General features: G+C 42.0%; 21 protein-coding genes and 1 riboswitch. Of the genes, 6 read left to right on the plus strand and 15 right to left on the minus strand.

The features are described 5' to 3' along the window. Positions 1 to 4 precede the first annotated feature (4 nt). On the minus strand, positions 5 to 892 hold the full coding sequence (cidR, locus tag BA81_RS07080) for a cidABC operon transcriptional activator CidR (RefSeq protein WP_034281320.1): 888 nt from the start codon (positions 890 to 892) through the stop codon (positions 5 to 7). 165 nt (positions 893 to 1,057) lie between these two features. On the opposite strand from cidR, the gene BA81_RS07085 reads away from it, so the two are divergent. Then, the gene (locus tag BA81_RS07085) at positions 1,058 to 1,441 is read left to right on the plus strand and encodes a CidA/LrgA family holin-like protein (protein ID WP_080701177.1); all 384 of its coding nucleotides are present in this window, start codon (positions 1,058 to 1,060) and stop codon (positions 1,439 to 1,441) included. Beyond that, entirely contained in the window at positions 1,435 to 2,115 is a 681-nt protein-coding gene (locus BA81_RS07090; RefSeq protein WP_024423852.1) for a CidB/LrgB family autolysis modulator, read from the plus strand. The genes BA81_RS07085 and BA81_RS07090 overlap by 7 nt, the downstream gene beginning before the upstream one ends. Before the next feature lie 35 nt (positions 2,116 to 2,150). Here BA81_RS07090 and BA81_RS07095 read toward each other — a convergent pair whose 3' ends face one another. Further along, positions 2,151 to 3,332 carry a class I SAM-dependent rRNA methyltransferase gene (locus BA81_RS07095; protein WP_034281321.1) on the minus strand — a complete coding sequence of 394 codons (1,182 nt, stop codon included), beginning with the start codon at positions 3,330 to 3,332 and terminating at the stop codon, positions 2,151 to 2,153. A 118-nt stretch (positions 3,333 to 3,450) separates the two neighbouring features. On the opposite strand from BA81_RS07095, the gene glxA reads away from it, so the two are divergent. Next, positions 3,451 to 3,834, plus strand: coding sequence for a glyoxalase GlxA (gene glxA / locus BA81_RS07100; RefSeq protein WP_024423854.1), 384 nt, complete (start codon positions 3,451 to 3,453; stop codon positions 3,832 to 3,834). Between the two features lie 85 nt (positions 3,835 to 3,919). Here glxA and BA81_RS07105 read toward each other — a convergent pair whose 3' ends face one another. The 3 genes from BA81_RS07105 to BA81_RS07115 form a co-directional block, all read right to left on the minus strand. Further along, positions 3,920 to 4,648, minus strand: coding sequence for an amino acid ABC transporter ATP-binding protein (locus BA81_RS07105; protein ID WP_034281322.1), 729 nt, complete (start codon positions 4,646 to 4,648; stop codon positions 3,920 to 3,922). Further along, a complete protein-coding gene (locus tag BA81_RS07110; RefSeq protein WP_024423856.1) occupies positions 4,645 to 5,289 on the minus strand; it encodes an amino acid ABC transporter permease in 645 nt (214 codons plus the stop codon). The genes BA81_RS07105 and BA81_RS07110 overlap by 4 nt, the downstream gene beginning before the upstream one ends. A gap of 70 nt (positions 5,290 to 5,359) precedes the next feature. Then, positions 5,360 to 6,124 (minus strand): transporter substrate-binding domain-containing protein, encoded by a 765-nt coding sequence (locus tag BA81_RS07115; RefSeq protein WP_024423857.1) that lies wholly within the window; start codon positions 6,122 to 6,124, stop codon positions 5,360 to 5,362. A 518-nt stretch (positions 6,125 to 6,642) separates the two neighbouring features. On the opposite strand from BA81_RS07115, the gene BA81_RS07120 reads away from it, so the two are divergent. Both BA81_RS07120 and BA81_RS19710 read left to right on the plus strand, forming a co-directional pair. After that, the gene (locus tag BA81_RS07120; RefSeq protein WP_034281323.1) at positions 6,643 to 7,728 is read left to right on the plus strand and encodes a Rap family tetratricopeptide repeat protein; all 1,086 of its coding nucleotides are present in this window, start codon (positions 6,643 to 6,645) and stop codon (positions 7,726 to 7,728) included. 19 nt (positions 7,729 to 7,747) lie between these two features. Then, positions 7,748 to 7,888 carry a hypothetical protein gene (locus tag BA81_RS19710; protein ID WP_162860197.1) on the plus strand — a complete coding sequence of 47 codons (141 nt, stop codon included), beginning with the start codon at positions 7,748 to 7,750 and terminating at the stop codon, positions 7,886 to 7,888. 45 nt (positions 7,889 to 7,933) lie between these two features. On the opposite strand, the gene ywaC is transcribed toward BA81_RS19710, so the two are convergent. The 5 genes from ywaC to BA81_RS07145 form a co-directional block, all read right to left on the minus strand. After that, positions 7,934 to 8,566: a GTP pyrophosphokinase YwaC gene (gene ywaC / locus BA81_RS07125; protein WP_034281324.1), complete on the minus strand. Its 633-nt coding sequence runs from the start codon at positions 8,564 to 8,566 to the stop codon at positions 7,934 to 7,936. A gap of 95 nt (positions 8,567 to 8,661) precedes the next feature. Next, positions 8,662 to 9,675, minus strand: coding sequence for an ABC transporter permease (locus BA81_RS07130; protein ID WP_034281325.1), 1,014 nt, complete (start codon positions 9,673 to 9,675; stop codon positions 8,662 to 8,664). Next, on the minus strand, positions 9,672 to 11,168 hold the full coding sequence (locus tag BA81_RS07135; protein WP_034281326.1) for a sugar ABC transporter ATP-binding protein: 1,497 nt from the start codon (positions 11,166 to 11,168) through the stop codon (positions 9,672 to 9,674). The genes BA81_RS07130 and BA81_RS07135 overlap by 4 nt, the downstream gene beginning before the upstream one ends. Before the next feature lie 69 nt (positions 11,169 to 11,237). Continuing rightward, a complete protein-coding gene (locus tag BA81_RS07140) occupies positions 11,238 to 12,356 on the minus strand; it encodes a sugar ABC transporter substrate-binding protein (RefSeq protein ID WP_034281327.1) in 1,119 nt (372 codons plus the stop codon). A 170-nt stretch (positions 12,357 to 12,526) separates the two neighbouring features. Continuing rightward, a riboswitch (SAM riboswitch) is annotated at positions 12,527 to 12,636 on the minus strand. Between the two features lie 97 nt (positions 12,637 to 12,733). Then, a complete protein-coding gene (locus BA81_RS07145) occupies positions 12,734 to 14,161 on the minus strand; it encodes a DUF1565 domain-containing protein (protein WP_034281328.1) in 1,428 nt (475 codons plus the stop codon). A 368-nt stretch (positions 14,162 to 14,529) separates the two neighbouring features. Here BA81_RS07145 and BA81_RS07150 point away from each other — a divergent pair, with 368 nt between their 5' ends. After that, on the plus strand, positions 14,530 to 15,621 hold the full coding sequence (locus BA81_RS07150) for a branched-chain amino acid aminotransferase (RefSeq protein WP_024426445.1): 1,092 nt from the start codon (positions 14,530 to 14,532) through the stop codon (positions 15,619 to 15,621). A 316-nt stretch (positions 15,622 to 15,937) separates the two neighbouring features. Here BA81_RS07150 and BA81_RS07160 read toward each other — a convergent pair whose 3' ends face one another. The 5 genes from BA81_RS07160 to BA81_RS07180 form a co-directional block, all read right to left on the minus strand. Beyond that, positions 15,938 to 16,336, minus strand: coding sequence for a hypothetical protein (locus BA81_RS07160; RefSeq protein ID WP_034281330.1), 399 nt, complete (start codon positions 16,334 to 16,336; stop codon positions 15,938 to 15,940). Between the two features lie 124 nt (positions 16,337 to 16,460). Further along, positions 16,461 to 17,789: a 6-phospho-beta-glucosidase gene (locus BA81_RS07165; RefSeq protein WP_034281331.1), complete on the minus strand. Its 1,329-nt coding sequence runs from the start codon at positions 17,787 to 17,789 to the stop codon at positions 16,461 to 16,463. Beyond that, entirely contained in the window at positions 17,786 to 18,112 is a 327-nt protein-coding gene (locus BA81_RS07170) for a PTS lactose/cellobiose transporter subunit IIA (RefSeq protein WP_003215078.1), read from the minus strand. Before BA81_RS07170 ends, BA81_RS07165 begins: the two co-directional genes overlap by 4 nt. A 26-nt stretch (positions 18,113 to 18,138) precedes the next feature. Further along, complete coding sequence (gene celB, locus BA81_RS07175; protein WP_024423868.1) at positions 18,139 to 19,488, minus strand: PTS cellobiose transporter subunit IIC; 1,350 nt, start codon at positions 19,486 to 19,488, stop codon at positions 18,139 to 18,141. Positions 19,489 to 19,502: 14 nt separating this feature from the next. Next, positions 19,503 to 19,808: a PTS sugar transporter subunit IIB gene (locus BA81_RS07180; protein WP_024423869.1), complete on the minus strand. Its 306-nt coding sequence runs from the start codon at positions 19,806 to 19,808 to the stop codon at positions 19,503 to 19,505. Positions 19,809 to 19,856: the final 48 nt, after the last annotated feature.

Raw genomic sequence — 19,856 nt, forward strand, 5'->3', positions numbered from 1 at the left:
CCTTTTACTCTGCATCCCACACGTAGGATTTCGTATGCTTTAACCATTCTCTTGCCGCAAACGACAAATAGCGGTCCTTTCGCCAAATGACACCTAAATGCCACGGAATCGCCGGGTTTAGGGAAATGACCTTTACCTTTTCAGGATCAAGATCACGGCAGATTCGTTCTGGCAGAAGTCCAATCCCTAAGTTTTCAGCTACCATTTCACTAATGAAATCCCACTGAGACGTTTCATAAATGACATTTGGCCGAAATCCCGCATTCATACACTCATTCAAAATCCGGCTGTGCAGAACAAAATCTTCTCTAAAGAAAATAAAAGACTCTTCCCTTAAATCAGCTAAATGTACTTCCTCACGACCAGCCATCGGATGGGATGGATGCGTCACGAGCTTCATGTTCTCTTTAATAATGGTGTACGTATGAAAAATTTTATCATTTGCAGGCAGAACAATGACACCAATATCAAGCGACCCATCCTCGACCCCTTCCTCTACTTTAATGGAGCCGTGCTCGACCAATTGAAATGTGACATCTGGATATTGCTGACGGAATTCCCCCATGACATTCGGGAAGAAACTTGACCCAATCATCGGCGGCAGTCCGATTCGAATATGCCCTTTTTTCACATTCATTAAATCATTTAATTCGCTCGTTAAATTCTGAAATGACTGTGTAATTTCACTCGCCTGTGTATACATGGTTTGGCCAGCATCTGTCATTTCAACCTGCCGACCATTTCGGTAAAACAACTGCACCCCCAGCTCATCCTCTAGGTTTTTGACCATCTTAGAAATGGTCGGCTGCGATACGTAAAGAGACTGCGATGCTTTCGTGAAGCTCTTTAATCTTGCCACTTCTAAGAAATATGTTAAATGTCTGATGTCCACATGCTTCATCCTTCCTATAGACAAAAGGAATAATTACTATTCGATATATGTATTTTACCTATAACTGAACGTGCTGTACACTTTAAAGTAAGCTCATCAATTGGAACGTTGTCATGTTTTTGTGAAACACTGAACAATTTATATAGAAAAAGGAGTGAACAGAAAGTGAAATTGCTCAAAACGCCGCTGATTGCTGCCCTTCAGATTATGGTCTTGTTTATTTTTGCGAAATTCATGAATGTGCTGGCGGCCTTTTTGCATTTGAGAATTCCGGGCACGATCTTAGGCATTCTTGTCATTTTCTTATTACTTCATTTTAAGATCATTCAATTAAAATGGATAGAACTTGGCGCCGTATGGCTGCTCGGAGAACTGCTGCTTTTCTTTATTCCATCAGCAGTTGGTGTCATTGATTATGGAAAATTGCTTTCTCAATCTGGCACAAGTATTGTCCTTGTCGTCTTAATTAGTACGTTTGTGGTCATGCTCTCAACTGGTATCATGACGCAAATGATTGCAAAACGAAAGGAGCGGAAAAAGCTATGTTAGTTGGCGGACTATTTCTGATTTTAACAGTTCTTTTATATCTCGGATCAAAAGCGGTATACAAACGGCATCCGAAGGTCTATGTCTCACCGTTACTTGTCACTCCGCTTGTCCTTGTCGTCTTGCTGTTAATCGTCAACATTCCTTACGATGCTTACAATCAAGGAGGGAAATGGCTCACGAATATGCTGCAGCCTGCGACTGTTGCTTTTGCCATTCCTTTATATAAGTATTTTCATATCCTGAAGAAGCATGCAGTGGAAATTATTTTGAATGTGGCTTGCGGCTCTGTCATTGCGATCTTATCAACGGCTTTTATCGCCAAGTTGTTTCATCTGGACACAGGCCTTATTGAGAGCCTTGTCCCAAGATCGGTCACAACACCTGTAGCGATGAGTGTGTCAGAGATGATCGGCGGCATGCCGTCCGTTACGGCCGTGTTTGTCATTTTAACCGCACTGTTTGGATCGATTATCGGTCCAATGGTGATCCGTTACTTCCGCATCGATAATGACATTGCCATGGGCGTCCTGCTTGGAACGGGTGCACACGGGGCAGGAACATCAAAGGCTTTTGAAATGAGCTCCGTCTCAGGAACGATCTCAAGTGTATCGATGATTATTTCAGCCATTATTACATTATGTGCAGCGCCTATCCTTATGTCGTTTGCCTTATAAAAAAAGCCATTTCCAATAAGGGAAATGGCTTTTTCTTATGCTTGTATGAAGACAACCTTTAAATAGTTCCCTTCAGGATAATTCTTCGTTGTACGGAAATCCTCAGGAAGGGTATATTCTTCAAGTATCCGATAGGTTTGCCCTGCTTCTTTAAAAGCCTGCGCAATAAACCCTTTAAATTTCTTCATGCCAAATGCACTGCTATTCGTTGATGCCACAATGACGCCGTTCTCAGCTGTAATTTGGATGGCTTCTTTTAATAGCTTCTTATAATCCTTCGCCGCACTGAATGTGTGCTTTTTCGTTCGTGCAAAGGAAGGCGGGTCTAAGATGACGAGATCATAGGTCCAGCCTTTTTTCGCTGCAAACGGAAAATATTTAAAGACATCCATGACTTTGATATCCTGCCCGTCCACATCAATACCATTGACTTCAAACTGCTCAGATGTTTTTTTCAAGCTGCGGTTTGCAACATCCACACTTGTCGTACGGCTCGCTCCGCCAAGCGCAGCTGCCACTGAGAAAGCACCTGTGTAAGAAAATGTATTGAGCACAGTCTTTCCTTTTGCATAACGATCTCGGATCGCTTTTCTCACATGACGCTGATCAAGGAAGATACCCGTCATCGCGCCATCATTTAAGTAAACCGCCACGTTCATGCCGTTTTCTTTCACGATGAGAGGAAATTCACCTTTCTCTCCCTTCACAAAATCATCATCTTCAATATACTGTCCAGACGTATCAAATCGTTTCTTCTCATAAATACCTTTATAGTCTGGATAGACGTGCTCAAGTGCAGCCAATACTTCTGCCTTTAATGTATAGACTCCTTCGCTATACCATTGGATGAGGTAGAATCCGTCGTAATGATCAATCGTGACGCCGCCAATTCCATCCCCTTCTCCGTTGAACACACGAAAAGCAGTCGTCTGTGCATCACGAAATAAATGCGTTCTGCTTTTCGCTGCCTGCTCAAGCCTAGAGACAAAAAAAGCTTGATCTATTTTTTCGTTTGCATCAAAGGTTAGTACCCAGCCGATTCCTTTATTTTGCACACCATAATACCCTTTTCCTAAAAAAGTGCCCCGCTCATCCACCCATTCAATGAGCTCGCCTTCCCGTACACCGTTCACATGCGATACTGCATCTTTAGAAATGAGCGGATATCCCTTTTTCACTTGTTCCGCAAATGTTTGTTTTAATGAGATTTTTTTCATTTGTGTCATCCTTATCCTAAATTGACTCTCTCTATCCTACCATATGAATGTATACGTTACTTCTATTATGATAAGATGAGGAGAAAATTATCAACATGACATAGAGGAGGCACTTCGTTTGACGACATTACGCTTAGATCATACAGGTATTATGGTTTCGAATATTGATCAGTCGATTGATTTTTATGAAAAAGTGGTGGGCATGAAATTAAAGGACCGCATCACTCATACAAATGGAGTGATTGAGCTTGCCTTTCTCGGTTTTAAAGATGAAACCGAAACGGAAATTGAGCTCATCCAAGGCTACAGCAGTGACCTGCCATCTGAAGGGAAGGTCCATCATCTCGCTTTCACAACAGACAATATTCATGCTGAATTCAATCGTATTCAAAAGCTGCAAATTGAATTAATTGATGAAGAAATCACGACATTACCAAATGGATATTGCTACTTCTTTTTTAGAGGACCAGACCAAGAATGGATCGAATTCTTCCAGCGCTAATATTTCCTAGGAAATGGGGCCGCTAAATCTCTCCCATTCATTCATAAAGAAAAGAGTAAGAGCATATACATGCCCTTACTCTTTTTTATAACACTTTACTAAGAAATGATTTTGTACGCTCATGCTGCGGGTTCCCAAAGAGAGCTTCCGGTTTGTCTTCCTCAACAATATATCCGCCATCCATAAAGATGACACGATCTCCTACTTCTCTTGCAAAGCCCATTTCGTGTGTGACCACAATCATTGTCATGCCTTCGACAGCTAATTGTTTCATTACAGCTAATACATCCCCTACGACCTCAGGATCAAGAGCTGATGTCGGCTCATCGAATAATAGTACTTTCGGATCCATTGCCAACGCTCTTGCAATGGCTACACGCTGTTTTTGTCCACCAGATAATTGGTTAGGATAGCTTTGAGCTTTGTCTTTTAAGCCGACTTTTTCAAGCAAGTCTAACGCTTTTTCGACTGCCGCCTTCTTCTCGATGCCTTTTACTTTTATCGGTGCAATCGTAATATTTTCTAAAACGGTTTTATGAGGGAATAAATTAAAGTGCTGAAACACCATGCCTACTTCTTGCCTTACTTTATTGATATTCACCTTTGGGTCTGTAATCGTGTGCCCGTGGACAACGACTTCTCCAGCCGTGATATCTTCTAATTTATTGAGGCATCTTAGAAACGTGCTTTTCCCTGATCCAGAAGGACCTATGACACACACGACTTCCTTTTCCTCGATGACTGCATTAATATCCTTTAACACTTCATGATCGCCAAAGGATTTCTTTAAGTTTTTCACCGTAATCATACTCATTTGATATCAAATCTCCTTTCTGCGTAGCTAGCCAGTAGAGAAAGTAAATAAATGATCACGAAATAAATGACACCGACAATGAGCCAGACATTCAAAGGATCAAATGTAGCCGATGCTTGAACTTGTCCTCGCTGCATAATATCGGCAATTCCGATAATAGATAAGAGAGATGTATCCTTCAAGCTGATGATGGCCTGGTTTGTAATCGCTGGGAGCATGCGGCGGAATGCCTGCGGTAGGACGATAAAGCGCATGTTTTGCCCCCCTGTAAAGCCTAAAGAGCGCGCAGCTTCTGTTTGTCCTTTATCAATAGACTGAATCCCTGCACGAATAATTTCTGAGAAATAAGCCCCTGCATTTATCGCTACTGTAATAATCCCTGCGGGCACTCGATCAAGCGAAATGAATTCAAGTGTATTCAAACCAAAATAAATGAAGAATAGCTGTACGATAAATGGTGTGCCTCGAATGGCATTCACAAAGACGAGTGCGATGAAATTTAAGATTTTAAATGGTGACAGACGGAATAATGCCACAATTAAACCGATGATAAACCCTAAAATGATGGCAACAACAAAGATATATAAAGTGGTTTGCAAACCATCCATTAAATACGGAAATGCATTAATAATAGTATCCATGTTTCTCCCTCCCTAATTCACATACGGCTGACACATAAAGAAAGCGCGCTCGGAGCGCGCCTCGCTTGTGTTATGACTTCAAATATTTATCAATAATTTTGTCATATTCACCGTTTTTCTTTAGGTTCTCAAGGCCTTTATTGATCTTCTTCAATAGGTCTTGGTTTTTCCCCTTCATGACAGAGATACCATACTGGTCTCCATTCAAGCGGTCTCCAACTGTTTTCAATTTTAAATCTTGTTGTGCAATCGCATACGTAATGACAGGATAATCCTCAATTAAGGCATCTGCATTTCCGTTTGATACTTCTTGGAACATAGATGGGCTGTCATTAAATTGAACGACTTCATACCCATATTTATCTGCGTTATCAGATGCGAACTTTGCACCAGTCGTCCCGTTTTTAACAGCTAGCTTTTTCCCCTTTAAATCATTAATAGATTTGATGCTGCTGTCCTTTTTCACAACAACTGTCAGTCCAGCGTCGAAGTAAGGATCTGAGAAATCTACTTTCTTCTTACGCTCATCTGTAATACTCATCCCGCCCATTCCAACATCAAGCTGTCCTGCCTGCATCGCTGGAATGATACCTGAGAAGTCCATGGCTTCAAGCTTCACTTTGAAACCTTGGTCTTTCGCGATTGCATTAATTAAATCAACGTCTATCCCTTCATATTTACCGCCCTTTTCAAATTCAAATGGCGGATAAGTTGTGTCTATCCCGATTTTATATGTGCCTTTGCCTTCTCCCGAACCACTGTCCGATTTTGATCCACAGGCTGCCATGACAAGCACAACAATTAGTCCCATGATCAATAACATCGATTTCTTCATAAAACACGACCCCCATTGTCAGTTTTGTCTAAATATTCGCAATAACAATAATACTATACCACGCTAAAGCTATAGTGTGTGATATTTTTTATCAATACCAAAGATCCATACAATTCTAGATCAATAGTCTCTTTAAATTTTACTTTTTTGCGAATAACTCATTTTATTCTAAAAGAAGAGTCATTCACAATTATGATGTGAGATAATCTCACAAAAAACGAGGCAGCGCCTTGATAAATGATGTTTCTCCCTTGCATACGAAAGCAAACTCAACAACTTGCTTCCTCTCTATATTGATATTGTAATATATTTTTCCCAAAACCCTCTTTTTACCCGAAAAAATGTAAGCGTATACAAGAGAGCAGTGTCTCCCTATTTCTTTCACTACTGGTTGAATTTACATCAAAAAACATGTTTTACAAACTGCATGAGAGAGCTTAAAATATAAGAAGATACTGGAATATGGGAAGTTGATTCAGAAGAACGGATATTGATAGATGAAGAAAGGAGGATAAGAATTGGCAGAAGCAGGTGTTTTGTCGTCCGTTGATGTAGCGAATATGCTCAATGATTGGTATGTCATGATGAAAAAAAGAGAGATACAAGGTGCCATCCAGTTAAAAGAAGACATTCTTCAAGCGTTTGATCGAATGGAAGAAAATCAAGACGTCTTACTTTACTATCAACTGCTAGAGTACCGTTTTAAAGATCTAATAGAAGATACAGCTTCATTAGATCATAGTCTTTTTGTTGATGAAAATGCCATCCGTACGGATGATATGCTCAGCTATTATTTCTATTTCTTTAAAGGGATGTATGAAATGCGCAGAGGCAATCAGGATACGGCATTTCACCATTTAAAATTGGCCGAGGATAAATTAGATCTCGTGCACGATGACATTGAAAAAGCCGAATTTCATTATAAAACAGGGTGTCTTTACTATAATATTAGGTCCACGCTTCTCTCCATCCACCACTTAAAGATGGCTTCATCTATTTACGACGCAGATCCATGTTATGTGAAAAAATCAATCAGCTGTCAAATGATGCTTGCTTTGAATTATGCGGATCAGTCGAAATATGATGAGGCAGAATTGCTGTTCGAAGAAGTGATTCATTCACTAGAACAGATGGAAGATCCAGATTTACTTGGACATGCCTATTGCAATGCAGCCTTTATTAAAAGTCTAAGAAATGAATACAATGAAGCTGTGCCGCTTCTAGAAAAGGCTTTAATGATAGAATCATTCGAAACTTCTTCTCCAGGCGGCTATTTACTTGCCATGTACGCCTACACAAAAGCACTATTTAAGCTGAAAAAGCCAGGTTTGTTCCACTATTATGTACAGCTTTCACTTCAAAAAGCAGAAAATTTAAAACAACGAAACATTTCACTTAAATTATCCATTTTAGAAACACTTATGATTCAGCCAGACAACATGATTGAGCAAATCAAGGCTTATTGCGATCAATTAGAAACAATGAATTTCCTTGTTGACCTTGAAGCTATTTGTCAGGATGCAGCAGCTTACTTAACGGATCTTGGGCTTCATGAAGAATCCTCTTATTTTAAAAACAAGGCGTTGTCCTTGAAAACTTGTTAAGAAAATGGAGTGATGTATGATGAAGAAATGGCTCATCACAAGTGCGATTTTAACCCTCTTGATAACAGGTGTTTCTGTTGGTACTTCCATTCAAAAAGACAGCCAATCTGCACAATCTCAAGATATTATTCAAAAGAGAGACCGTGGAACCAACCCTTAATATGAAAAAAAGCAGCTGTGATCAAAACAGCTGCTTTTTGATGTGCTAATCAATTTCTCGTTTAATATTCTGCATTTTTTCATCTAAGTAATGGGCAATATCTGCGGCTTCCTTCAGTTCATCAGTCAGCTGATGAGGAACATCGTTATGCAGTTTATAATAGATTTTATGCTCTAGACTCGCCCAAAAATCCATCGCAATGGTTCGCACCTGAATCTCAACCTTCACATGCTCCACACGATTTGTTAAGTAGACAGGTATCTCAACAATTAAATGAAGGCTTCTGTAGCCATTTGGTTTCGGATGTTGAATGTAGTCCTTCACTTCAAGGATCTTTAAATCCTCTCTTTGCCTCAATACATCCATAATGTTATAGATATCTTGAATAAAAGAACAGATGATGCGGACACCTGCGATATCATGGATATGCTCCTTGGCACATTGTGTCGTGATGTCGCATCCTTTTCTTGCTAGTTTATTCACGATGCTTTCAAAGGATTTAATTCGTGATTTTGTATGCTCTATTGGGTTGTGTCCATGGATTAAATTATACTCCTGGCTGATAATTGAAAACTTTGTATCCATTTCATCTAACGCAAATTTATATACTAATAGTTCATTTTTCCAATCTTCCATGACATTTTTCAAATCTTCTACATGAGTTGCTGACATATTCATTTTCTTTTTGTCATCTCCTTTTGGGAAACGGCAGCTGCACCGCTTTCCGTTTACTAGACGGAGAGAGGACTCGAATGGTTTTAAAAAATACGCAGTTAGCCTCGTTGTTTGTAATATGTCAGCGCCAGTGCAAGGGCCAGCACAGAACCTTTCACAATATCCATTGCATAATAAGGGACAGACATCATCACAAGCCCATTTTGTAAAATACCAATGAGTACAGCCCCGATAAAAGTGCCAAATGCGTTTGGCTTACCTGCTCCCATGACGGAAAAGCCGATAAAAGCAGCCGCTACTCCATCCATTAAATATGGTGCACCCGCATTAATTTCTGCTGTCATCACCCTTGATGCCAGCACGATACCGCCGATCGCTGCAAATAACGCAGAAAGCAGATAGGCCGCAATTTTGTATTTGTTCACATGAATGCCAGACAATCGAGCCGCTTCCTTATTCCCACCGATGATGTACATGAATCGGCCGTGCTTTGTGTAGGTCATGAAAACATGCGCAAAGAGTACAATGGCAGCCATAATGAGAATGATATATGGCACCTGTCCAATTTTGCTGAAAAAGGCAGGAATCGTTCCCGTTGAGAACGTACCATCGGGCAGCACCATATTTTCAGAAATGGTCGCCCCTTTCGTATACGTTTGAGCCAGTCCTTGAATGATAAACATCATGGCTAATGTCATGAGCATATCTGGAATTTTCATTTTGACGATCATCCATGCATTTATCAATCCAACAATGATAGAAGCCGCTAGTGCAGAGAGGATTGCAATCAGTGGGTTTTGCGAGAACCATACGAACATAGAAATGACAATCGCATTTGATAGCGTAGCGACTGATCCAACTGATAAATCAAAGCCGTTTACTGCCAATGAGATGGTTAAGCCCACCGCAATGATGGTCACAATTGAGATAGACCGTAGAATATTGATGATATTTCCTGATTGCAAAAACGCTGGATTCGCTGCCGCAAATATTACAATCAACACAACAATGGTTAAGATTGTGCCATATCGATAAAAGAAATCAAACAGATGAAAGGATGGCCGCTGTTTTTTGATTTGCTGCACAGGGGCTGGAATTTGTTGTTCGCTCATGATTGTCCTCCTGTTGAATGATATAAAAGCTCCTCTTCAGTCGTCGGTGCGGTCATTTCCCGGGTAATGCTGCCATCATATAACACGTATACTCGGTCAGCGATACCTGCAATCTCTGACAGCTCACTCGACGCATAAATCACAGATTTTCCGCGGGCAGCAAGCTCTGCAATCAAAGTGAAAATATCTTTTTTCGCTCCAACGTCTACACCTTTGGTTGGTTCATCAAAGAGATACACATCTGCCTCAGCCAGCAGCCATTTTCCGATAGCAACCTTCTGCTGATTTCCACCCGATAGGTGCTTCACCTTTGCTTCAAGCGACGGCGTTTTGACACCAAGTCGTTTGACGATTTCGTCTGCTCCCTGCTTTTCCTTCGAACGATGTAAGAAGCTGAATATCCGTGAAAATGAGTGAAGACTTGCAGCCGTTAAGTTCCACCCCACGCTCTCTTCGGTCAGGATCCCTTCTTTTCTCCGCTCTTCAGGCACAAGGGCCATTCCAGCTCTCACAGCTTGATGAGGCGAAGTGATGCGAATGGTTTGACCATGGAGCTGGACGGTCCCCGTCTTTTTTTCTGAGGCACCGAAAAGGGCTTTGCACAATTCTGTTTTACCAGCACCGACAAGTCCTGCGATCCCAAGAATTTCTCCTTTTTTGACATAAAAGTGAATGTTGTTTAATTTATGTTGATCGTTTAGCTCTTTCACTTCAAGCACAATAGGTGCATCTTTCAGTGGCCTGCGAGACGGGAATTGCTCCTCTAATGGTGCGCCTAGCATTTCTTCAATGACCTGCTGCGGATTTGTGTCTTTGACAAGGTGAGCTGCGACATCCGTTCCATTTCGCATCACAGTCAATTCATCACAGATGGTGAAAATTTCAGGCATGCGGTGAGAAATAAACACGATCCCCGTCCCATTCTGTTTCAACTGATCAATCATTGAGAATAATTTGCTTGTTTCTGCATGACTAAGCGGAGCCGTTGGTTCATCTAAGATTAAAATGCTGCATTTAATGGAAACAGCCTTGGCAATGAGCACCATCTGTTTTTCGGCAAGGGTCAGATCGCTGACAAGTCGTTTTGTGGAAATGTCGATGTCCATTTCTTTTAATAGCTGAGCCGCCTTGCGATGCAGCTCTTTCCAGCTGACAAATGTTTTTTTCTCAATCTCATGCATCATCATATTCTCACCAACACTTAAGTAGGGAACAAGCGCCGTATCCACTTCTTGGTGGACCGTCTGCACACCATATGAGGATGCATTCTTTGGGGTTTGAATGGATGCCGCCTGGCCATTGATGTAGATGGTCCCGTCGAAGTGTGAATGAGCGCCAGAAAGAACCTTCATTAACGTTGACTTCCCAGCTCCATTCGCTCCAATCAGTGCATGGACCGTCCCTTTTTTTAATGTGAAATTCACTTGATCTAACGCTTTGACCCCTGGGAATTCAATTGAAATATTCTTCATACGAACAAGCGGCGCTGTCATAGGTGTCCTCCTTCTCTTGATATCATCTGAAAAACGAAACACCCTCTATGGAAAGAGAGTGCACGTCGCTTATTTTGTATAATGCTTCTTCAAGGTCTTCATCCAATCTTCCTCAAAAGCAGTCGATGAACCGAATCCCTTCACCTCGTCTGCAAGATTGACCATGTTAATAGCTTTTCCTGCTTGTTGAAGCTGCTTTTGCGAGATGAGAGAGGCCTCAAGGTCATAGGAAGACGGTGTTTTCTCACCAGCTATTTTCTTCGCAAGAATCCTCACGTCGACTGCGCCGATGAGCTTCGGATCAACCGCTGCTGTATACTTCCACGGACTGTCCTTCGCCGTCATTTCTTGAAGATCCGCATTTGATACATCAATCCCATAAATCTTCACTTCTGTTCTTCCTGCTTCCTTTAACGCTCTTGCTGCCCCAATGGCAAAGGCATCCCATGTGGCAAAAATAGCGTCCAGCTTGCCCTTTGGATACTTATTCAGCATGGCCGCTACTGCATTTTGCGTTTGAACAGACGTATCAGAGGAGGCAATACCAAAGCGGTCAAGCTCCTTGATCCCTGAATGTTGTTTAAGCGTTTCTTGATAGACCTTATTTCGTCTCACCATTGGCGGGAATCCATCTACCCACAGGTATGCAATATTTGCTTTTCCTTTAAAATCAGACACGAGCGCATCTAATGATTTTTTCGCTAATTGTTCGTCATCTTGAGATGTCACTGTGACCCCTTTGATGTCCTTCAGCTTAGGATTCGAATCAAATGCTACAACTGGAATGCCTTTCGCTGTGATCTTTTTCACATCAGCGACTGTCGCCTCGTCGTCCCCGTGAGAGATGATAAAGCCATCATAATTTTCTTCAAGCGCCTGAGAGATGGCATCATGGAACTTCGCTGTATCTCCATTTGCGGTGTAGACATCTACCGTAAAGCCGAGTGCTTCACCTTCTGCCTTGGTTCCAGCTAAAAATTGAGCTGTATGATCGTCTCCTCCAATTTTGCGGATGACTTTAATTTTTGCCCCCTGTCCCTTTGCAAATCGCTTCGGTACATTGTCAAAAGAGACTTTTTCGTTCGTATTTGCCTTTGAGCCTGCACTTGATCCGGTGCCGCAGCCTGTTAATAGGACGGTTAATGCCGTTAATAAGACAAGACATGATGTAAAATGCTTACGCTTCATTGCTGTTCCTCCTCAAGTTGTTTTGATTTTTCACATCTGAAAACTAGGTAAAAGAGTGGAAATACGCCTGTAAAACAGGCATTTGATTCGAAAAAGAGACGAAAAAAAGCCTCTCTTGGAAAGAGAGGCTTGATCACCGTTGCATGAAACATGTATCGGGAAGTCTTCCTCTCTTATCTGTCAAAGCTGTAACAGCTTTGCAGGAATTAGCACCAATTTCTAAAATAGAAACGGTTGCCGGGCGTCATAGGGCCAGTCCCTCTGCCTCTCTTGATAAGAGATCCGTTATGAAATTTGTTTTCGTTGAAATGTCTTCTTTACTTTAATGTGATGTCACATCAATGTCAATGACTTTTTTGAAAATTTCTAAAATACCATCAGCTTCCGATGATTTTCTTCGCAGGTGATGATTTCTTCAGACGGAAATCATATTTTTTCTCATTCACAAATTGCGGGTTCAGATGTGCTGATCCTTTATCTTGACCGCTTTTAGAGAGATACGTTTTGTAGCCTTCCAGCCATTTCCCGTGCCATACCCACTGTGATGCTTTTGCACCTTTGCGGTCATCATAAACGTTCTTCTGGAAGGTATTCTTTTGGTTCACTTGATAAAGATTCACGACTAAATAATGCGAGGCACTAGCGGTCATGATATTATTCGTGATTCGATTGTTCACTGCTTGATACTGCATCAGCAATTGACCGCCTTCTAAACCGGCTGTGTCATTTTTGTACAGAGTATTATGTGAGATCGTCGTATTGGTTGTACCGCCACGCTTCTTATCATAGCCGCCAATAGAAATGCCTGTATAACGGTTCAAATACACTTGATTGTGTTCGATGCGGATGCGGTCCGCCATTTTTCCTTTATGTTCGCTTGTGACTTCAATCCCTAAGTCATTGTGATGTGAGATGTTATGATCGATCACAATGTCTTTTCCGCCATCGACATAAATTCCGCCAGCAGAAATGTCGCTGCCATAGGCTGGGTTCCCTGCACTCGTAATCTCATATACTTTGTTTCTTGAGACGACACCGTTTCTGACTTGATCATACTTTTTAGAGGGTGCCACGTTCTCAAATCCAATTAAATCAATGCCAATATTATCAGTGTGCCGGACCGTATTATGTGTCACACGGAACTTTTTCACGTTCCCATTTAGCACAAGCGCTTCACTGAAGCCCAGCTTTAATTTTTCAACAGTATTTCCTTTGATTTCAATGTCTTCAATCGCTGCTGGAGCTTTTGTCCCATAGACAGCAATTCCATGTGCATTTCCATTTTCATGTTTCGTCTGAATATCATACACTCGGTTATTAAGCAGTTTGACGCCTTTGCCGCTTCCTTTGATGAAAATACCAACTGGTGTCAAATCTTCTTTATTCGTCTTAAGATGTCCTACAGTCAGGCCTTTGAGGGTGATGTAGCTCTTTTGATCGATCGTGACAAGACCGCCATCGGCTTGATTTCCTTTAAGGGAAGCCCCGCTAATCACAGGTTTTTCTTTTCCGTAAGCTTGAAAGACAACGGGTGCTTTCTTTGTTCCTGAATGGCGGACAATCAATTTTTCTTTGTATGTGCCGCCTCTCATGTAAATGGTTGCCCCAGCCTTCGCCATACTTGCCGCTTTTTTCAGCGTACGGAAAGGTTTTTGCTTAGTTCCCGGGTTTTTGTCGCTTCCGTTTACCGCTACGTAATAGGCTGTGCTTTGCTTAGCGCCAGCCTCATCTGTCATCGCTTGACAGCCAAAGCTGATGACGGTCATGAATAAAATGAGTAAAATGCCTGGTAACGCTCGTTTCATCTTGTTGTTTGCTCCTTTCCCTTCTCTCCTTCCTTTATCGGTTAAAAAAAAGAGGATTAAAATATGACGATGTCCCTTGCAATGTACTAGTCAAAAGGTGTATGGTTGAAAGAATATCTTACAGGAAAACCATTCGTTTTTAAATTGTCAGATTAATCAGTTAATAACGCATTTGGATTTTATTTCTTTTTTTAAAAGGGGTGACATGAGCCAAACTGACAGCAGAGAGAAGGAAAGCGCTTTAACAGATTTTTCTTGTCTGAATTACAGAAAACCTATTGCTAATATTTTGTGAAGGTATAGAATAGAATCATAATTATTTCATATTATTAGAATTTTCAAATAATCAAACAGCAAGGAGATTTACAATGCCAAAACAACCCATCCGCGTTGAACTTAGTTCAACAAAAAAACCAAAACCTCAATCTGATCAACTTGAATTCGGAAAAATCTTCACAGATCACATGTTTGTGATGGATTATTCAGTTGATAAAGGCTGGTACGATCCAAGAATTATCCCTTATCAAGCCATTCCAATGGACCCAGCGTCGATGGTCTACCATTATGGTCAATCTGTTTTTGAAGGCTTGAAAGCTTATGTTTCTGAGGATCAAAAAATTCTCTTATTCCGTCCGGAAAAAAACATGGAACGCTTAAACAGATCCAATGACCGCCTGTGTATTCCGCAAATTGATACAGAAACAGTATTAGAGGGCTTAAATGAACTCATTCGCATTGATAAGGATTGGGTACCTGATGCAGAGGGAACTTCCTTGTATATTCGTCCATTCATTATTTCCACTGAGCCGTATTTAGGCGTTGCACCGTCTAGCACGTATAAGCTGCTCATTATCTTATCTCCTGTGGGATCATACTATAAAGAAGGCATTCATCCGGTCAAAATTGCAGTTGAAAATGAGTTTGTCCGTGCCGTTAAGGGTGGAACAGGAAATGCCAAAACAGCTGGAAACTATGCCTCAAGCCTTAAAGCACAGCAAGTTGCTGAAACGAAAGGGTTTTCACAGGTTCTTTGGCTTGATGGGGTCGAGAAAAAATACATTGAAGAAGTCGGCAGCATGAATATCTTCTTTAAAATCAATGGCGAAATCGTGACGCCTGAATTGAACGGCAGCATTTTAGAAGGCATCACACGCAACTCTGTACTTGAACTGTTAAAGCATTGGGGAATTCCAGTAACAGAGCGCAAAATTTCAATTGATGAGTTAATTGAAGCACATCAATCTGGCGAGCTTGAAGAAATTTTCGGAACTGGAACGGCAGCCGTGATCTCTCCTGTCGGGGAATTAATTTATCATGATCAGCCATATGTGATCCAAAATGGTCAAACAGGCGAAGTATCGAAGAAATTGTACGAAGCCATTACTGGCATCCAAAAAGGGACACAGCCAGACATCTTCGGCTGGACAGTTGAAGTTGACTCAGTCGTCAAGCAAGCATAAGCATATAAAAAGAACCTTTCAATCATGAAGGGTTCTTTTTTGTTTATTTACCTCTCTTTTATCCCTTATAATGGGAAATACACATGAATAAGGGGAGTGATGGTATGTTTTTTACTTATCTACTAGCATTCTTTGGAATCTGTATCGGATCGATGATCGTCGCCACTGGTTTCGACGATTCACCTTTCCTCACCCGGTTTTTATTTAAGGCTCTTGGAATCTCTATCCTTGCTCTTTCCATCTCTTTTGTAAAGGTCCGACGAAAGAAGTTACAGAAACAAAAGCGAAATAGACTTAGTTGACCCGTCTCTTCCCATCAAATCGTGCACCAAAACAAGACCGATACCCCAACAATCGCCCCTGCGTATATCCACTGTTTCCTTTTGATGCTCCGCTTTTTTTCGATCAGTAAAAAGATCTCTGGCAAAAAGATGATCATGATTTCTAGGATAAAGACAAGATAATAAACAAGCGGCATTGGCTGGAAATCAAATTTCCTTGCATCTCCTCCAATCGTTGCAAAATACATCAACAGATTGGTTACGGGAATGGTAAAACAAACGAGCAGGCGGAGAACATAGATCCACACATATTCCTTATGCCGAATGAGGCCAACAAATGAAGCAATAAGGCCATACAAAAACAAGATCACTGTACCATAACTCATGACAGGCTGTACGACAAAGCCGTAAAACATTAAACCAATTGCAACCATATTCCAACAGTCCTTTCTTTGAAGCCATACATGCTGTTTTTTCTAATCATACACTTCTTTCTCCAGTTTCCATATGGGGCAATCAAAAAAATGACCCCATTAAAGGGGCCATTATGTGTTAGTGTTAAGCATTGACTGATTTGAAGAATTGCGGTAAATGCTCACGATGCGCTTCGAGCATTTCGTCTAAAATTTGCTTTGCAATGCCGTCAGATGGGACGAGCGGGTTGATGGTCATCGCCACAAGAGCCGTCTCGTAATCTCCAGTCACAGCCGCTTCTGCTGCCACACGCTCGAATGATTTGATTTGTTGAACGAGTCCTCTTACAGCTACAGGCAGATCACCTATCGCGATTGGTTTTGGTCCGTCCTTTGTAATGATACAGTTTACTTCAACCGCTGATTCAGCCGGAATGCTGGCAATCGCCCCTCTGTTCACTGTATTGACTGGTTGAATGTCGTGCTTATCATTATAGATAGAGCTGATTAAGTTACAGGCCGCATCGCTGTAATAGGCCCCGCCTCTTTTTTCGAGCTGCGGTGGTTTAATCGACAAATCAGGATCTTTATAAAGCTCAAATAATTCCTGCTCGACCTGCTGCACAACCTCTGCTCGTGTTCCTTTCTCTTGAGCCGCCTTTTGCTCTTCTTCCAGCATATCTTTCGTTTTATAGTAATAGCGGTGATACGGACATGGGATGACCCCTAATCCTTTCACAAAAGAAGGCTCCCAGTTTTTCGCTTCAATGTTTTTCATGGACCACTGGCTGTTTGGATTTCCTAGTTCATCAAGCACTTGATCCATAATGCTGACCCCGTCTAAATATACGTCTAATCCATAGACCATGTGATTGAGACCGGCAAACTGTACCTCGATGCGTTCAACGTCCACATCAAGCGCTTTGGCAATCCCCATTTTGATCCCAATCGGCACATTGCATAGACCGACCACTTTTTTTAGATTCGTGTAGCGTAAAACAGCTTCTGTGACCATGCCGGCTGGATTTGTAAAGTTCACAAGCCATGCGTCTGGGCAAAGCTCTTCCATATCCTTCACAATGTCTAGAATGACTGGGATGGTCCGAAGGCCTTTAAATAAACCGCCTGGTCCGTTCGTTTCCTGACCGATGACGCCGTATTTAAGCGGTATTCTCTCATCCTTTGCCCGTGCTTCCAGCAGTCCTACACGAAATTGTGTCGTCACAAAATCTGCGTCCTTCAAGGCCTCCCGGCGATCAAGAGTCAGGTGTACCTCAATCGGCAGACCTGCTTTTTCAACCATACGTTTCGCCAGAGCGCCTACGATGTTTAACTTTTCCTGACCCGCTTCAATATCCACAAGCCATAATTCTTTTACAGGCAATTCTTGATATCGTTTAATAAACCCTTCGACGAGCTCAGGCGTATAGCTCGATCCACCGCCTATTGTGACAATTTTGATTCCTTCTTTCATGAATTGACACCTCCGAGTTGCTTCATTTTTTCATGGAGCTCGATGATTTCTGCTGCGAGCTCCTTGACGGTCATTGCGTTCATGAGATGATCCTGCGCATGAATCATTAAGAGACTAATATCCGTCTTTTCGCCCCTGATTTCTCCTTGGATCAGCTCTGTCTGTGCGTGATGCGCCTCATTTAACGCGTCTTGTGCTTCCTGCAATTTTTGCTTCGCCTCATCAAAGTTTCCTTGTTTTGCACATGTAATGGCCTCCATCGCAGAGCTTCTGCCATTTCCGCCGTGCAGGATGAGTTGAAACACAATTTGTTCCATTTCCATCGGCCGCATCCCCCTTGTTCCCTCTATTACATGCTGACGACATTTTCATCAGTTGATGCTTTTGTTTCTAATTCACTTTCTTCTTTCAATTTCTGCTTATCCCACATTCTAAAGAATGGGTAGTATAGAGCAAATGACAGCGCAAGGTTAATCAGCTGCATGACAGCACCAGAGATTTTGCCTCCTGTGGCGAGATAGCCTGAAATGATTGGCGGCATGGTCCATGGGACAGCGATCCCGGCTGGTTTTGCCACAAGCCCTGTGCTCATTCCGATATATGTGGTGATGATCATCATGATTGGCGTAAGGATAAACGGAATGAGGAGCATTGGGTTCATGACAATCGGCATTCCAAAAATGATTGGTTCGTTGATGTTAAAGATGGCTGGCCCAATGGCAAGGCGGCCAAGCTGTTTCATTTGTTTACTTCTGGCACGTAAGATCATGGTCAGCACCAAAGCAAGCGTTGCTCCGCTTCCGCCGACGTTGATGAAGATTTCAAAGAACTGCGCTGTGAAAATATTCGGCAGTACTTCTCCTGCTTGGAATGCAAGACGGTTCTCATCCATTGCACCGAGCCAAATTGGCCCCATGACGCCGCCGACAATGGTTGCTCCGTGAATACCACATGCCCAGAGGAGCATTTGCACACCCATCGCAACGATACTGCCGCCTAAGCTGCCACCAAGAATCGATAGCGGTGTGCCAATTAAGACCGTGATGATATTATGAATACTCTCAAAAGGTGTCATCTCAATCACAAGTCTAGCGACCCAGATCAGGGTGATGACCACAAAACCTGGAATAAGTGCAATAAACGATTTACTGACTGCTGGCGGTACACCATCAGGCATTTTGATAACAATGTTCCGCTGTACAATGAAGCGGTAAATTTCGGTTGAAAGCATGGCAATAATCATGGCAACGAATAAACCTTTACTGCCCATCAGTGTGACAGGAATTCCCCCGCCTACTAGGATAGCTTCTGTTGAGCCTTCAGGTGTGAAAGGTACTTGATATGGTGTAGCCAAAAGGAAAGCCGCAACAGCGATCGCACCAGATGATAGCGCATCAACGGCATACTTTTCAGCAAGCCTGTAAGCAATCCCGAAGGTCGCAACAAGTGCCATAATGTCAAAGGTTGCATTAACAGGATAGGATAGTTTCGTGGCCCATTCTGCTCCGAAGATACTTGCCATAAAATCGCTGTATCCTGGAATCGGAAGGTTGGCTAAAATGAGAAACAGTGAACCGACAATAATGAGAGGCATCGTTAAAACAATTCCGTCACGCAATGCTTGTAAATGTCTTTGAGCGGCAATCTTCCCTGCAAACGGCATGACCTTCTCTTCTAGAAATCGGTTGAATCCATTCATCCCCTCCGCCCCCTTTATCCGTTCACTAACTGTTCAGCAGATTTTAAAACCTCAGCGCCATTACAAACGCCATAATGCACAGTATTAATCACGTCTACTGGGATTCCTTTTTCTTCTCCGAGCTTTTTCATTTGTGGTAATAAATATCGAACCTGAGGTCCTAATAAAAGCACATCGGCTTGATCAATATGATTTTTCGCAGAATCTCCTGATACTGCCCAAATACGATATTCTTTTCCTTGTTCTTGTGCGCTTTTCTCCATTTTTGTGACAAGTAAGCTTGTGGACATACCTGCTGCGCAAACCAATAAGATGTTCATGTGTAAACGCCCCCTTTTCAAAGTGTGAAGCTATTCTTTACACTTTCA

This window comes from Bacillus safensis FO-36b, from assembly GCF_000691165.1.
Lineage (GTDB): Bacteria > Bacillota > Bacilli > Bacillales > Bacillaceae > Bacillus > Bacillus safensis.

What these genes read in the sequence shown, in the direction of transcription:
- BA81_RS07090 (WP_024423852.1), top strand. Translation starts at nt 1,435, where the DNA reads ATGTTAGTTGGCGGACTATTTCTGATTTTAACAGTTCTTTTATATCTC.
- BA81_RS07095 (WP_034281321.1), bottom strand. Translation starts at nt 3,332, where the DNA reads ATGAAAAAAATCTCATTAAAACAAACATTTGCGGAACAAGTGAAAAAG.
- BA81_RS07105 (WP_034281322.1), bottom strand. Translation starts at nt 4,648, where the DNA reads ATGAGTATGATTACGGTGAAAAACTTAAAGAAATCCTTTGGCGATCAT.
- BA81_RS07110 (WP_024423856.1), bottom strand. Translation starts at nt 5,289, where the DNA reads ATGGATACTATTATTAATGCATTTCCGTATTTAATGGATGGTTTGCAA.
- BA81_RS07115 (WP_024423857.1), bottom strand. Translation starts at nt 6,124, where the DNA reads ATGAAGAAATCGATGTTATTGATCATGGGACTAATTGTTGTGCTTGTC.
- BA81_RS19710 (WP_162860197.1), top strand. Translation starts at nt 7,748, where the DNA reads ATGAAGAAATGGCTCATCACAAGTGCGATTTTAACCCTCTTGATAACA.
- ywaC (WP_034281324.1), bottom strand. Translation starts at nt 8,566, where the DNA reads ATGAATATGTCAGCAACTCATGTAGAAGATTTGAAAAATGTCATGGAA.
- BA81_RS07130 (WP_034281325.1), bottom strand. Translation starts at nt 9,675, where the DNA reads ATGAGCGAACAACAAATTCCAGCCCCTGTGCAGCAAATCAAAAAACAG.
- BA81_RS07135 (WP_034281326.1), bottom strand. Translation starts at nt 11,168, where the DNA reads ATGACAGCGCCGCTTGTTCGTATGAAGAATATTTCAATTGAATTCCCA.
- BA81_RS07140 (WP_034281327.1), bottom strand. Translation starts at nt 12,356, where the DNA reads ATGAAGCGTAAGCATTTTACATCATGTCTTGTCTTATTAACGGCATTA.
- BA81_RS07145 (WP_034281328.1), bottom strand. Translation starts at nt 14,161, where the DNA reads ATGAAACGAGCGTTACCAGGCATTTTACTCATTTTATTCATGACCGTC.
- BA81_RS07150 (WP_024426445.1), top strand. Translation starts at nt 14,530, where the DNA reads ATGCCAAAACAACCCATCCGCGTTGAACTTAGTTCAACAAAAAAACCA.
- BA81_RS07160 (WP_034281330.1), bottom strand. Translation starts at nt 16,336, where the DNA reads ATGGTTGCAATTGGTTTAATGTTTTACGGCTTTGTCGTACAGCCTGTC.
- BA81_RS07165 (WP_034281331.1), bottom strand. Translation starts at nt 17,789, where the DNA reads ATGAAAGAAGGAATCAAAATTGTCACAATAGGCGGTGGATCGAGCTAT.
- BA81_RS07170 (WP_003215078.1), bottom strand. Translation starts at nt 18,112, where the DNA reads ATGGAAATGGAACAAATTGTGTTTCAACTCATCCTGCACGGCGGAAAT.
- celB (WP_024423868.1), bottom strand. Translation starts at nt 19,488, where the DNA reads ATGAATGGATTCAACCGATTTCTAGAAGAGAAGGTCATGCCGTTTGCA.
- BA81_RS07180 (WP_024423869.1), bottom strand. Translation starts at nt 19,808, where the DNA reads ATGAACATCTTATTGGTTTGCGCAGCAGGTATGTCCACAAGCTTACTT.